General features: G+C 69.6%; 15 protein-coding genes and 3 tRNA genes. 4 read left to right on the top strand and 14 right to left on the bottom strand.

From position 1 onward, the window contains the following. Nucleotides 1-45 precede the first annotated feature (45 nt). On the bottom strand, nt 46-333 hold the full coding sequence (gene secE / locus F7R91_RS16485; protein WP_150949508.1) for a preprotein translocase subunit SecE: 288 nt from the start codon (nt 331-333) through the stop codon (nt 46-48). Nucleotides 334-441: 108 nt separating this feature from the next. Further along, nucleotides 442-514: transfer RNA gene (locus F7R91_RS16480), tRNA-Trp, on the bottom strand. Nucleotides 515-764: 250 nt separating this feature from the next. On the opposite strand from F7R91_RS16480, the gene F7R91_RS16475 reads away from it, so the two are divergent. After that, a complete protein-coding gene (locus F7R91_RS16475) occupies nt 765-1,991 on the top strand; it encodes a pyridoxal phosphate-dependent aminotransferase (protein ID WP_150949507.1) in 1,227 nt (408 codons plus the stop codon). A 127-nt stretch (nt 1,992-2,118) separates the two neighbouring features. Beyond that, the gene (locus F7R91_RS16470; RefSeq protein ID WP_150949505.1) at nt 2,119-3,150 is read left to right on the top strand and encodes an adenosine deaminase; all 1,032 of its coding nucleotides are present in this window, start codon (nt 2,119-2,121) and stop codon (nt 3,148-3,150) included. A 61-nt stretch (nt 3,151-3,211) separates the two neighbouring features. On the opposite strand, the gene F7R91_RS16465 is transcribed toward F7R91_RS16470, so the two are convergent. From F7R91_RS16465 to F7R91_RS42055, 10 genes are all read right to left on the bottom strand, one after another. Next, entirely contained in the window at nt 3,212-4,267 is a 1,056-nt protein-coding gene (locus F7R91_RS16465; RefSeq protein WP_150949503.1) for a UDP-N-acetylmuramate dehydrogenase, read from the bottom strand. Between the two features lie 137 nt (nt 4,268-4,404). Next, nucleotides 4,405-4,785, bottom strand: a complete 381-nt coding sequence (locus tag F7R91_RS16460) for a DUF3291 domain-containing protein (RefSeq protein WP_150949502.1) — start codon at nt 4,783-4,785, stop codon at nt 4,405-4,407. Nucleotides 4,786-4,814: 29 nt separating this feature from the next. Continuing rightward, nucleotides 4,815-6,257, bottom strand: a complete 1,443-nt coding sequence (locus F7R91_RS16455) for an MFS transporter (RefSeq protein WP_150949500.1) — start codon at nt 6,255-6,257, stop codon at nt 4,815-4,817. A 170-nt stretch (nt 6,258-6,427) separates the two neighbouring features. Next, complete coding sequence (locus F7R91_RS16450; protein ID WP_191971516.1) at nt 6,428-6,997, bottom strand: TetR/AcrR family transcriptional regulator; 570 nt, start codon at nt 6,995-6,997, stop codon at nt 6,428-6,430. 170 nt (nt 6,998-7,167) lie between these two features. Next, a complete protein-coding gene (locus tag F7R91_RS16445) occupies nt 7,168-7,596 on the bottom strand; it encodes a MaoC family dehydratase (RefSeq protein WP_150949496.1) in 429 nt (142 codons plus the stop codon). 7 nt (nt 7,597-7,603) lie between these two features. Then, nucleotides 7,604-8,056 carry a MaoC family dehydratase N-terminal domain-containing protein gene (locus F7R91_RS16440; RefSeq protein ID WP_150949495.1) on the bottom strand — a complete coding sequence of 151 codons (453 nt, stop codon included), beginning with the start codon at nt 8,054-8,056 and terminating at the stop codon, nt 7,604-7,606. Nucleotides 8,057-8,226: 170 nt separating this feature from the next. After that, nucleotides 8,227-8,391, bottom strand: a complete 165-nt coding sequence (rpmG, locus tag F7R91_RS16435) for a 50S ribosomal protein L33 (protein WP_003948671.1) — start codon at nt 8,389-8,391, stop codon at nt 8,227-8,229. An 89-nt stretch (nt 8,392-8,480) separates the two neighbouring features. Next, nucleotides 8,481-8,553 (bottom strand) — tRNA-Met (locus F7R91_RS16430). A gap of 46 nt (nt 8,554-8,599) precedes the next feature. After that, a tRNA-Thr gene (locus tag F7R91_RS16425) sits at nt 8,600-8,672 on the bottom strand. Between the two features lie 174 nt (nt 8,673-8,846). Further along, nucleotides 8,847-9,230, bottom strand: a complete 384-nt coding sequence (locus F7R91_RS42055) for a hypothetical protein (protein ID WP_191971531.1) — start codon at nt 9,228-9,230, stop codon at nt 8,847-8,849. On the opposite strand from F7R91_RS42055, the gene F7R91_RS16420 reads away from it, so the two are divergent. Then, nucleotides 9,172-10,404, top strand: coding sequence for an amidohydrolase family protein (locus F7R91_RS16420; protein WP_150949491.1), 1,233 nt, complete (start codon nt 9,172-9,174; stop codon nt 10,402-10,404). The genes F7R91_RS42055 and F7R91_RS16420 overlap by 59 nt on opposite strands. 61 nt (nt 10,405-10,465) lie before the next feature. Next, a complete protein-coding gene (locus F7R91_RS16415) occupies nt 10,466-11,122 on the top strand; it encodes an SDR family oxidoreductase (protein ID WP_150949489.1) in 657 nt (218 codons plus the stop codon). Nucleotides 11,123-11,152: 30 nt separating this feature from the next. On the opposite strand, the gene F7R91_RS42750 is transcribed toward F7R91_RS16415, so the two are convergent. Together F7R91_RS42750 and F7R91_RS16405 are read right to left on the bottom strand one after the other, a co-directional pair. After that, a complete protein-coding gene (locus F7R91_RS42750; RefSeq protein WP_150949487.1) occupies nt 11,153-11,383 on the bottom strand; it encodes a hypothetical protein in 231 nt (76 codons plus the stop codon). A 204-nt stretch (nt 11,384-11,587) separates the two neighbouring features. Next, complete coding sequence (locus tag F7R91_RS16405) at nt 11,588-12,016, bottom strand: hypothetical protein (RefSeq protein WP_150949485.1); 429 nt, start codon at nt 12,014-12,016, stop codon at nt 11,588-11,590. Nucleotides 12,017-12,118: the final 102 nt, after the last annotated feature.

Below are 12,118 nucleotides of genomic sequence, written 5' to 3'. Positions count from 1 at the left end.
GAACACGCGAAAGGGGCGCCGTCACCGGCGCCCTTCGCTTCTGGTTCAGCCGAAGACGTACTTGGCGGCGTGGTCGAGCCCATAGTCAATCACGGTCACCAGGCCGATCATGATGGCCACGAAGACGATCACCACGGTCGTGTATGTCGTCAGCTGGCTGCGCGTCGGCCAGACGACCTTGCGGAGCTCCGCGACGACCTGGCGATAGAAGAGGGCAAGACGCTTCAGCGGGCCCCTCTTGGCACGCTTGCCGCCCTTGCGGGTCTTCTTCTTGGACTCCGGCGCCTCATCCTGGGCATCAGGCATGTCGATGGAGCCCACGGCGTCCGTCACTCGTCCTCACCTGATTCCGGGTCGTTTCCGTGCCGCGCCCGGTCCGAGCCGCACGGCGATGCGATGCTGTACGTACATGTGCACACATCCTGGCGAAGGAGTGTGTAGCAGGGCCGGAGGGACTTGAACCCCCAACCGCTGGTTTTGGAGACCAGTGCTCTACCAATTGAGCTACGACCCTTTGTATGCCCCCCAACGTACCGCATCCGGCCGGGTGCTCGGTGTACACCGGTCGGGTGCGGCCTGCTGAAGGCCAACGAGGTGAGAGTGTACGTGTTCCTGGGCCGTTGGTCGAACAGAAAGCGCCCGTAGGGACTTTGCCCGCGGAAGATCGCCCAGCACGGGGGTCGGATACGGACGGTTGTTCTGTCGTTGTTCAGTCCGTGAAACCCGCGTGCCGGGCTGGTTTCCGGTCTGAAACCATGGGTCGTATGAGCGCTGCAACCCCTCCCACCGAGCGCCGGGTCTCCGCCCGAGTCGGCGCGATCTCCGAGTCCGCCACCCTCGCCGTGGACGCCAAGGCCAAGGCCCTCAAGGCCGCCGGGCGTCCGGTGATCGGCTTCGGCGCCGGTGAGCCGGACTTCCCGACCCCGGACTACATCGTCGAGGCCGCGATCGAGGCCTGCAAGAACCCGAAGTACCACCGCTACACCCCGGCCGGTGGTCTGCCCGAGCTGAAGGCCGCGATCGCCGCGAAGACGCTGCGCGACTCCGGCTACGAGCCCGACGTCTCGCAGATCCTGGTGACCAACGGCGGCAAGCAGGCGATCTACGAGGCCTTCGCCGCGATCCTCGACCCGGGCGACGAGGTCATCGTCCCGGCGCCGTACTGGACGACGTACCCGGAGTCGATCCGCCTCGCGGGCGGCGTTCCCGTGGACGTCGTCGCGGACGAGACGACCGGCTACCGGGTCTCCGTGGAGCAGCTGGAGGCGGCCCGCACCGAGAACACGAAGGTCGTGCTCTTCGTCTCCCCCTCCAACCCGACCGGCGCGGTCTACAGCGCCGAGGACGCCGAGGCGATCGGCCGCTGGGCCCTGGAGCACGGCCTGTGGGTGATGACGGACGAGATCTACGAGCACCTGGTCTACGGCGATGCCACGTTCACCTCGCTGCCCGCGCTGCTGCCGGAACTGCGCGACAAGTGCATCGTGGTCAACGGTGTCGCGAAGACGTACGCGATGACGGGCTGGCGCGTCGGCTGGATCATCGGCCCGAAGGACGTCGTCAAGGCGGCGACGAACCTCCAGTCGCACGCGACGTCGAACGTGTCGAACGTCGCACAGGTGGCGGCCCTCGCGGCGGTCTCCGGCGACCTTGAGGCGGTCGCGACGATGCGTGAGGCCTTCGACCGGCGCCGCAGGACCATCGTGCGGATGCTCAACGAGATCGACGGTGTGCTCTGCCCGGAGCCCGAGGGCGCGTTCTACGCCTACCCCTCGGTGAAGGCGCTGATCGGCAAGGAGATCCGCGGCAAGCGTCCGCAGAACACCGTGGAGCTGGCCGCGCTGATCCTGGAGGAGGCGGAGGTCGCGGTCGTTCCCGGTGAGGCCTTCGGCACGCCGGGCTATCTGCGGCTGTCGTACGCGCTCGGTGACGAGGACCTCGTCGAGGGCGTGAGCCGGATCCAGAAGCTGCTGGCGGAGGCGCGGGACTGACGTCCCCGGCCTTCTCGATGGGGCCTCCTCCCGAATCCGGGAGGAGGCCCCCGTTTGTTTGTGCGAGCAAGACCACTCATGGGGAAAGCGGTACCGGGACGGCGGGGACGTACGGCAGGATTCCGGAATGGAGCGTGTACGTGATGTCTCTGAGCTGCCGAAAGCCCATCTGCATCTGCACTTCACCGGATCGATGCGGCCCACCACCGTGCTGGAGCTGGCCGACAAGTACGGCGTACGGCTGCCCGAGACGCTGACCGAAGCACTGATCAGCGGGGAGCCGCCGAAGCTGCGGGCGACGGACGAGCGGGGCTGGTTCCGCTTCCAGCGCCTGTACGACGCGGCGCGCTCGTGCCTGCGGGAGCCCGAGGACATCCAGCGGCTGGTGCGGGAGGCGGCCGAGGAGGATCTGAAGGACGGCTCGGGCTGGCTGGAGATCCAGGTGGACCCGACGTCGTACGCCCCTCGTCTGGGCGGTCTGATCCCCGCGCTGGAGATCATCCTGGACGCGGTCGACACGGCGGTGCGGGAGACGGGGCTGGGGATGCGGGTGCTGGTCGCCGCGAACCGGATGAAGCACCCGCTGGACGCGCGCACGCTGGCCCGGCTCGCGGTGCGGTACGCGGACCGGGGTGTGGTGGGCTTCGGTCTGTCGAACGACGAACGCCGGGGCATGGCAAGGGACTTCGACCGGGCCTTCGCCATCGCCCGCGACGGCGGCCTGCTGTCGGCGCCGCACGGCGGCGAGCTGACCGGCCCGGCTTCGGTGCGTGACTGTCTGGACGACCTGTACGCGCACCGGGTGGGCCACGGGGTGCGGGCGGCGGAGGACCCGCGGCTGCTGAAGCGGCTGGCGGACCGGGGTGTGACCTGCGAGGTGTGCCCGGCCTCGAACGTGGCGCTGGGCGTCTACGCGAAGCCGGCGGACGTTCCTCTGCGGACGCTGTTCGAGGCGGGCGTGCCGATGGCCCTCGGCGCCGACGACCCGCTGCTGTTCGGCTCGCGTCTGGCGGCCCAGTACGAGATCGCCCGGCGCCATCACGCCTTCACGGACGCGGAGCTCGCGGAGGTGGCCCGGCAGTCGGTACGGGCGTCGGCGGCGCCGGAGGACACCAGGGCGAAGCTGCTGTCGGGGATCGACGACTGGCTGGCCGGGTAGGCGGGCCGGGCGTCTACGGGGCTTCGAGGTTCGCGGTCTTCCGGGGCCGGAGTTCTCGGGCCTAGAGGCTGACGCCGACCGTCACCGGCTCGTTGACCAGGGTGATCCCGAAGGCCTCGCGGACCCCGGCGACGACTTCGCGGGCCAGCGCCAGCAGGTCCTCCGTGGTCGCGCCGCCGCGGTTGGTGAGGGCGAGGGTGTGCTTGCCGGAGATACGGGCGGGGCCGCTGCCGTAGCCCTTGGTGAAGCCCGCCTTGTCGATCAGCCAGGCCGCGGAGGTCTTGGTGTGGCCCTGCCCCGCCGGGTAGGCGGGCGGTTCCACGCCCTCGCCGAGGCGCTCGCGCACGCGCGCGTGGAACGCGGCGAACTCCTCCTCGGTGAGGATCGGGTTGGTGAAGAAGGACCCTGCCGACCAGGTGTCGTGGTCCTCGGGGTCGAGGACCATGCCCTTCCCGGAGCGCAGCTTGAGCACGGTCTCGCGGGCTTTCTCGACAGGTACGCGGTCCCCGGGTTCGACGCCGAGAGCGCGGGCCGTCTCGGCGTACCGGAGCGGCCCCGACAGGCCGCCCGCGTCCTCCAGTTCGAAGCGGACGCGCAGTACGACGAACCGCTCGGGGTCGGCCTTGAAGCGGCTGTGGCGGTAGGAGAAGGCGCACTCGGCGTTCGGGATGGTGACCGTCTCGCGCGTGACACGGTCGTAGGCGACCACCTCGGTGATGGTCGTCGAGACCTCCTGGCCGTACGCCCCGACGTTCTGGATGGGGGTCGCGCCGGCCGAGCCCGGGATGCCGGCGAGGCATTCGACGCCGGCGAGTCCCGCCTCCACGGTGCGGGCGACGGCGTCGGTCCACACCTCGCCGGCGGCCAGCTCCAGGCGGGTGCCGTCGAGGGCGAAGCCCTTGGTGGCGATGAGGAGCGCGGTGCCCGCGAAGCCCTTGTCGCCGATGACCAGGTTGGAGCCGCCGCCGATGAGCAGCAGGGGCGTGCCGCTGTCGTCGGCCTCACGGACGGCGGCGATCACCTCGGCGTCGGTCGTGGCGGTGACCAGCCTGGTGGCGGGGCCGCCCAGCCGGAAGGTGGTCAGCGGGGCGAGGGGGGCGTCGTGGAGTTCCTGCACGCGCCCAAGAGTACGAGACGCCACCGACAGCCCTGCCCACAGGCGAACGGCCCGGCCATGGGCCGAGCCCTTTCTCCTGTCCACACGCGCGTGCCAGGCTTCTCCGCTCCACGCGCGTGTGGCCGCGGTGCTCGCACTCACGTCAGGCGCCGGATCGCCTCGCTCCAGTCCACCGGAAGGCTGTCGCTCGTCGTCGTCCAGGTGGTGAACTTCGCGTCCCGCATCTGCGGTGCCAGGCCCTGGGAGGTGGGCGCGTGGGTGCCCGTGCGGGCGAAGGCCTTGAGTGCCTCGGGCGACTCCCAGGCGGACAGGGTCCAGAAGGTCCGCCGCAACGGCTGCGCCTTCAGGCTGGCGCCGTAGGCCCCGGGCGCCCCGGTCACCTGCCGCCACACACCGGGCGTGCGGGCGAGGAAGCGGAGCGCTCCCCACAGGGTGCGGGTCTCGAAGCGGGAGGCGAAGACGTGGACGTCGGTGCCTCGGGGCGGGGTGTTCGGCACGGTCCAGGGAAGCGTGGGCATGACGAGCTCCTCTCGTTCCGTATCGGATGTCAGCCGGCGACGGTTTCGGCGATCCGGGCGGACTCCTGCCCGGCCTCGCTCACAATCTCGGGGTCGCGTCGCCGGGACGGGATCAGGAGGGCCGCGATTCCGGCCACCGCGACCACCGCGGCGCCGGTGACCAGCGCGGGCTGCAGGCCGTCGACGAACGCCTGCCCGCTCTCGTAGCCGCCCTGGGCGGAGAAGATCGAGGCCATGACCGCGATGCCGAGCGCGCCGCCCACCTCGCGCAGGGCGTTGTTGGCGCCGGAGGCTATGCCCTGTTCCTTGGGGAGGACGCTGGACATCACGAGGTTGGCCGCGGGAGCGAAGTACAGCGCCATGCCGACGCCGCTGATGATCAGGCCGGGCAGCTGGCTGGCGTAGGAGGCGTCGGCCGTGGCCGCGTACGCCATGTAGCCGAGGCCGGCGGCCTGCAGGAAGAGGCCGGCGGCGACGACGGGGCGGCCGCCGATGCGGTCGGAGAGGCTGCCCGCGATCGGCGCGACGAGCATCGGCATACCGGTCCAGGGCAGCATGCGCAGGCCCGCCTCGGTGGGCGAGTAGCCGAGCACGCCCTGCATGTACTGGCTGAGCAGGAAGATCGATCCGAACATCCCGAGGAACATCAGCAGACTCGCGGCGTTGATGCCGGAGAAGGCGCGGGAGCGGAACAGCCGCATGGGCAGCATCGGGTTCTTGGCGCGGGTGCTGTAGAGGACGAACCCGGCGAGCATTGCGGTCCCTGCGAACAGACCGGTCAGGACCAGGGGGCTGGTCCAGCCGTCGACGGGGCTGCGGACCAGGCCGTAGACGATGCCGAAGAGGCCGCCGCTGGCGAGCAGGGTGCCGGGAACGTCGAGCGGGGCGCCGGTGCCGTACGACTCGGCCAGGCGCAGACGGGCCAGCGGCAGCAGGGCCACGCCCAGCGGAACGTTCAGCCAGAAGATCCAGTGCCATGACACGTGTTCGGTGAGGCTGCCGCCGATGAGCGGCCCGGAGGCCACGGCAAGTCCGTTGACGGCGCCCCAGATGCCGTACGCCATCCCGCGCTTGGCGGCGGGCACGGCGGCAGTCAGCAGGGTGAGCGTCAGCGGCATCATGATCGCCGCGCCGACGCCCTGGACCGCGCGGGCGGCGATGAGGGTGTCGATGCCGGACGCCATGGCCGCGGCGGCGGACGCGCCGGTGAAGACGGTGAGCCCGACGAGGAAGAGCCGGCGCCTGCCGAACCGGTCGCCGAGCGCCGCGCCGAACATCAGCAGGACGGCGAAGGTGAGCGTGTAGGCGCTCACGGTCCATTCCAGGTCGTCCAGCGCTCCGCCGAGGTCCTTGCGGATGGAGGGCAGGGCGGTGGTGACGACGAGATTGTCGAGGGCCGCCATGAATCCGGCGACGCTGGTGATGACGAGGGCCCAGACGGCTCCCCCGCGACGTTCGGTCTGCTGTGACATCGCTCCCCCAGCGGGTGATCGTGATCGTTGGCTTGGTGATCGATATTTCGGGTTAGTTATTGCTGACTAACTTTCGCGGGCATGGAAGGGCGCTGAAGACGAAGAGTGCGGGGCTTTCGCCTTCCCCTCTCCTCTTTCTCTCCTCTTGTTCCGTTTATTTCTCTTGCGCCCTACGCCTCCAGTCGGCCCTTGGCCCGCGCCGACGGGTAGAGCCCCTCCCAGACCCGGTGTTCGGGCGGGAATCCCATGGCCACCAGGCAGTTGATGAGCATGCCGTACGCCATGAAGGTCGTCGTCTCCTCGACGTCGGCACCCAGGGGTAGATGGACGCTGTCCCACAGCCGCATCCAGCCGGCCCGCACGGCCTCGCCGAACTCGTGGTCACCGGCCTGCTCGGCGGCGCCCACTGCCACGTACATCTGCATCTGCATCATCAGACGCTCGGGCCGCTCCGCGATGACGTTGGTGTACGCGTTCGCCATCGCATGCAGGGCCTCTTCCCCTTCGAGCCCCTCGGAGGCCTCCGCGAACGTGCGGATGGTGTCCTCCACACACCGCTGGGCCGTCGCGAGGAAGATCGCCTTCTTGCCCGGGAAGAGCCGGAAGAGATACGGCTGCGAGACGCCGACGCGCTTGGCGATCGCCTCGGTCGACGTGCCGTAGTAGCCACCGCGGGCGAACTCAGTCGTCGCCGCACGGATGACGCTCTCGCGTCGCTCTTCTGCGCTCATCCTGACCATGAAGATAAGTTAGTACTCAATCACTAACTTAGTCAAGGGGTGCCGTGCGACGGACCGGAGTCCCACGGAACGTCTGCCGCGGATCGACCGTTGCTACAGATAGGGGGCCGCGATCAAGTAAGGGGCGCGCCGCAATGGACAACGCCCCTTACACCCCCGCCCACATCCCGTCAGGCCAGCCGTACGACCGCCCGCGACATCCCCAGCACCTTCTGCCCGGCGCTGGTCGCCGTGAGGTCCACGCGGACCGTGTTGTCGTCGAGCTTGGCCGCGATCTTGCCGCTGACCTCGATCGTGGCGCCCTGGTCGTCGTTCGGGACAACGACGGGCTTGGTGAAGCGGACGCCGTACTCGACGACCGCGCCCGGGTCGCCGACCCAGTCGGTGACCACGCGGATCGCCTCGGCCATGGTGAACATGCCGTGCGCGATGACGTCCGGCAGCCCGACCTCCTTGGCGAACTTCTCGTTCCAGTGGATCGGGTTGAAGTCGCCGGAGGCACCCGCGTACTGGACGAGGGTGGCCCGGGTCACGGAGAACGTCTGCGCGGGCAGCTCGGTGCCGGGCTCGACATCGTCGTACGCGATCTTCGCCGTCATCGGATCCTCACGCCTCCTCGGCCGCGCGGGCCACGAGCTTGGTCCAGGCGGTCACCACGTGCTCGCCCGCCTCGTCGTGGACCTCGCCGCGAATGTCCAGGATGTCGTTGCCGGCCAGGGACTTGATGGCCTCGATGGTCGAGGTGACCGTGAGCCGGTCGCCGGCGCGCACCGGCCGGGTGTAGGCGAACTTCTGGTCGCCGTGCACCACGCGGCTGTAGTCCAGGCCGAGCTGCGGGTCCTCGACGACCTGCCCCGCGGCCTTGAAGCTGATCGCGAAGACGAAGGTCGGCGGCGCGATGACATCGGGGTGTCCGAGCGCCTTGGCGGCTTCCGGGTCCGTGTACGCGGGATTGGCGTCCCCCACCGCCTCCGCGAACTCACGGATCTTCTCCCGGCCCACTTCATAGGGGTCGGTGGGCGGATAGGCCCGCCCCACGAAGGACTGGTCGAGCGCCATGGCCCGGCACCTCCTGATGTCTGCGTGATGTCTGCTGCGGGTTGCTGCCTGCAGTGGACCTGGTCGTCCTGTACGGGACCTGTAGTCGGCCGGAACCGGTCGGTAACCGGGACCGAAACGACGCGAGGCCGCCCCCCGAGAACGGGGGCGGCCTCGCCTACGAGCCTGATTTATCGCGTCTCGCGGTGCGCGGTGTGCGCGTTGCAACGCGGGCAGTGCTTCTTCATCTCAAGACGGTCCGGGTTGTTACGCCGGTTCTTCTTGGTGATGTAGTTCCGCTCCTTGCACTCCACGCAGGCCAGCGTGATCTTCGGGCGGACGTCGGTGGCAGCCACGTGAGTGCTCCTTGACGAACGGATAGATGTGTTTAACGCAAGAAAGAGTAGCCGATCGAAGGACCGACCCCGCAATCGGCTACTGTCAGTAGCGGTGACCGGACTTGAACCGGTGACACAGCGATTATGAGCCGCTTGCTCTACCGACTGAGCTACACCGCTGTGATGCGATCGGGCCCCGCCTCGCGACGGGAACCTCACACACCAGAGCCCCAATACGGAATCGAACCGTAGACCTTCTCCTTACCATGGAGACGCTCTGCCGACTGAGCTATTGGGGCGAGCGATGAAGACATTACACGCTCGGCCGCCGTTCACCCAAATCCGTTTCGGGCCCGCAGCCCGGCCCCGTTCCACCGCCCTCCCGGGCGCCCCCGGCGCCTCTCCCGCGGCCCGCGAGGCAGCAGCACCACACTGGTACGACTATTGCGCTCCTCCCCGAAGCGGACGGGTCGTCACCCTAGGCTCGACTCACTCTGTGTGATCTTGCGTCCCCCTAGTGCGCAGTGCCCGAGCCCCTGGAGCGCGATGCCCGACAGCCAGCCGCCACCGCCGTGGTCCTCCTCTTCGGGCTCATCGTCGCCTTCGGGCTCATCGTCACCTTCGGGCTCATCGGCTCGTTCGGGCTCATCGTCGTCGCCGGACTCGGCGCCTTCAGCGGATTCACGGCCGTCGCCCGGCTCGTCGTCTGCTTCGGACCCACGGGCCGCGTCCGGACCGTCGTCTGCATCGGACTCGCGGCCCTCGCCCGGCTCAAGGCCTGCTGCTTCGCCCCCGGAGATGTGCTCGTCATGGCCGGCCGATCCGGCCGGCCTTGTGTTGTGCGGGGCGAGGCTCACCGACGGCCGGAGGGTGGACGTACGGCTGGGCGGAGGGCGCATCGAGGCGGTCGGGACGGCCGGCAGCCTGGCGGCGGGCGGGGCATACGGCTGCGGCACGCGCGTCGACCTCACCGGCTATCTGCTCCTGCCGGCCCCGGCGGAACCGCACATCCACGGTGACACCGCGTTCTCGGCCGACGTCGACGGAGGCGGCCCGGTCTCGTACGAGCCCCAGGACGTCCAGCGCCGGGCCACCGAGGCCGCCCTGCTCCAGCTCGGGCACGGCACGACGGCGCTGCGGGCACACGTGCGCGTGGGCGACGTCCAGGGGCTCGGCGCCCTGAGCGCCGTACTGCGGGCACGGCGCTCGCTGCGCGGGCTCACCGAGCTGACGGCGGTGGCGATGCCGAGGATGCTGACCGGGGTGGCCGGGGCCGACGGGCTCGCGATGCTCCGGGACGCGGTGAGCATGGGCGCCTCTGTCGTGGGCGGCTGTCCGGATGTGGACCCCGATCCGACGGGCTATGTGGAAACCCTCCTGGAGGTCGCCTCCGCGCACGGCTGCCCCGTCGATCTGCACACCGACGCCACCGACCCGGCCCGTATCGCCCGGATCGCGGCGATGGCCGGCGGGCTGCGTCCCGGCTTGACGCTCGGCCCGTGCGGCGGCCTCGGACGGCTGCCCGCCGATGTGGCGTCACGGACCGCGGACCAGCTAGCGGCGGCCGGGGTGGCGGTCGTGTGTCTGCCGCAGGGCGGCTGCGCGGGCGTCGACCGGCGGGGCACGGCTCCGGTACGGCTGCTGCGTGCGGCGGGCGTCAAGGTGGCCGCCGGCAGCGGCGCCCTGCGCGACGTGTCGAACCCGGTGGGCCGCGGAGACCCCTTGGAGGCGGCGTATCTGCTGTCGTCCCGCTACGGGCTGCGGCCTGAGGACGCCTACGACGCCGTGAGTTCGTCGGCGCGGACGGTTCTGGGGCTGCCCGAGGTGCGGGTGGAGGCGGGCTTTCCGGCCGATCTTCTCGCGGTGCGCGGGGACCGGCTGGCGGGTGCACTGTCCCTGGCGTACAGCAGGATCGTGGTGCACCAGGGCCGGGTGGTGGCGCGGACGAGTGCGGTGCGGGAGTACTGCAACTCGGCGGCGGCGGTGGAACTGGGGCTGCCCCGGCAGGGGCGGGGCGAGGCGTGGGATTGAACCCACCCAGGTCATGCGGTGTATGCGGCGCAGGAGGCCGCCCGGGCGTACGGTCGAGAACATGCGCATTGTCATCGCTGGTGGTCATGGTCAGATCGCGCTGCGGCTGGAGCGGCTGCTCGCCGCGCGCGGATATGAGGTCGCGGGGCTCATCCGCAGCGCCGAACAGGGCGACGACCTGCGGGAATCCGGTGCCGAACCAGTACTCCTGGACCTGGAGTCGGCCTCGGTGGAGGAAGTCGCGGCACATCTGCACGGCGCCGACGCGGCAGTCTTCGCGGCGGGCGCGGGCCCGGGCAGCGGCACGGCCCGCAAGGACACGGTGGACCGGGGTGCGGCGGTCCTGTTCGCGGACGCGGCGGTCCGCGCGGGTGTACGACGTCACGTGGTCGTGTCCTCCATGGCCGCGGATGCCGCGCACAAGGGGGACGAGGTCTTCGACGTGTACCTGCGCGCCAAGGGCGAGGCCGACGACTACGTCCGCAGCCTGGCCGCCCTCGACTGGACGATCCTGCGCCCCGGCTCACTGACGAACGAGGCCGGTACCGGTCTCGTACGCCTGGAGGCACACACGGGCCGCGGACCCGTCCCGCGCGACGACGTGGCCGCGGTACTGGCGGAGTTGCTGGACACTCCGGCGACGGCGGGCCTGACCCTGGAGCTGATCGGCGGTTCGACACCGGTGTCGGTGGCGGTGAAGTCGGTGGCGGGGAACTGAGGCAGTCGGGACCTAGAAGGAAGTGGGCATCTAAGAGGAAGAGGGGAGCTGGAAGAGAGACAGCTGCCCGGGAAACTCGGGCACCACGTACCCGTCCAACGACGGCTGGGCGGCCCCGAGTTCCGCATACCTGCGCGATCCGGGACAAGAAACGAGTTCCCCACTCTCCCGTGCCCCGGGCGGATCATGCCGAGCAAACCGCCCGGCAACGACAGCAATCTCCCGACGACATTCGGGACAACGCCTGCGACGAGTGGACATGGGGTCAGTGTGCCCTGAGTGGGGGCGTGTTGAGCGGACGGCCGCACGGGGAGCACTGGACACCAGGTCGACGGTCGGCCACGTGCCGACGCTGCTCCGTCGCGGGTCAGCTCTGCAACCATCCCTACGGATCGACAGCGATGGCGCCACCGGCACTTTCCCCAGGCCAGTGGCGCCATGCCGAGCTCACACCCTCACTGAACGTCAGACCAGAATGAAGGGTGGGCTGTGGATGAACGACACGACTTGACCAGCCTGGTCGACCAACGTCGCGATGTAGTGGAAAACGTGGCCCGCAACGCCGGCGGGCACCGGAATGCTGAACGACTCAGTCTTGATGAAGTTTCCCCCGGCGAGAGTCCAGCCGGACGCGCCGTTGAATGCCTGCGCTACCCCCGGAACGCTCATGGTGCTGTTCGGTGCTGCCAGGGTCTCGTCGATGCAGACAAGATCCAGGATGTACGGAGCAGCGTTGTTGCCGATCGCACTGCCTGCCACCGCCTCCAGAAGGAGGGTGAAGCTGGCTGCTGGGGCGCCCCCCGGGCTACCCGTGTTGGGTTCGTCGTCCGGTATTTCGGTACCGGCAGAGCAGGCGACCAGTCGCGTGAGTTCCGCATCGTTCGGTTGTGGCACCTTGTCCCCCTATTTACCAACCTTGTGTAGGTTGTCTGCCACCCAAGATGGCAACTCGGCTGCACTGTGCGCCAGCACCGATGAGGGGGCACTCAGCGCGCA

The organism is Streptomyces luteolifulvus (genome assembly GCF_008806595.1).
Taxonomy (GTDB): domain Bacteria; phylum Actinomycetota; class Actinomycetes; order Streptomycetales; family Streptomycetaceae; genus Streptomyces; species Streptomyces luteolifulvus.
Note: the sequence above shows the minus strand (reverse complement) of the source record. Positions and strands in the feature narration are given on the sequence as shown.

Bases quoted from the DNA above. Each gene is read 5' to 3' on its own strand.
- F7R91_RS16475 (WP_150949507.1), top strand. From the start codon at position 765: ATGAGCGCTGCAACCCCTCCCACCGAGCGCCGGGTCTCCGCCCGAGTC.
- F7R91_RS16470 (WP_150949505.1), top strand. From the start codon at position 2,119: ATGGAGCGTGTACGTGATGTCTCTGAGCTGCCGAAAGCCCATCTGCAT.
- F7R91_RS16460 (WP_150949502.1), bottom strand. From the start codon at position 4,785: ATGCCCACGCTTCCCTGGACCGTGCCGAACACCCCGCCCCGAGGCACC.
- F7R91_RS16455 (WP_150949500.1), bottom strand. From the start codon at position 6,257: ATGTCACAGCAGACCGAACGTCGCGGGGGAGCCGTCTGGGCCCTCGTC.
- F7R91_RS16450 (WP_191971516.1), bottom strand. From the start codon at position 6,997: ATGGTCAGGATGAGCGCAGAAGAGCGACGCGAGAGCGTCATCCGTGCG.
- F7R91_RS16445 (WP_150949496.1), bottom strand. From the start codon at position 7,596: ATGACGGCGAAGATCGCGTACGACGATGTCGAGCCCGGCACCGAGCTG.
- F7R91_RS16440 (WP_150949495.1), bottom strand. From the start codon at position 8,056: ATGGCGCTCGACCAGTCCTTCGTGGGGCGGGCCTATCCGCCCACCGAC.
- F7R91_RS16420 (WP_150949491.1), top strand. From the start codon at position 9,172: ATGTGCTCGTCATGGCCGGCCGATCCGGCCGGCCTTGTGTTGTGCGGG.
- F7R91_RS16415 (WP_150949489.1), top strand. From the start codon at position 10,466: ATGCGCATTGTCATCGCTGGTGGTCATGGTCAGATCGCGCTGCGGCTG.
- F7R91_RS42750 (WP_150949487.1), bottom strand. From the start codon at position 11,383: ATGTCCACTCGTCGCAGGCGTTGTCCCGAATGTCGTCGGGAGATTGCT.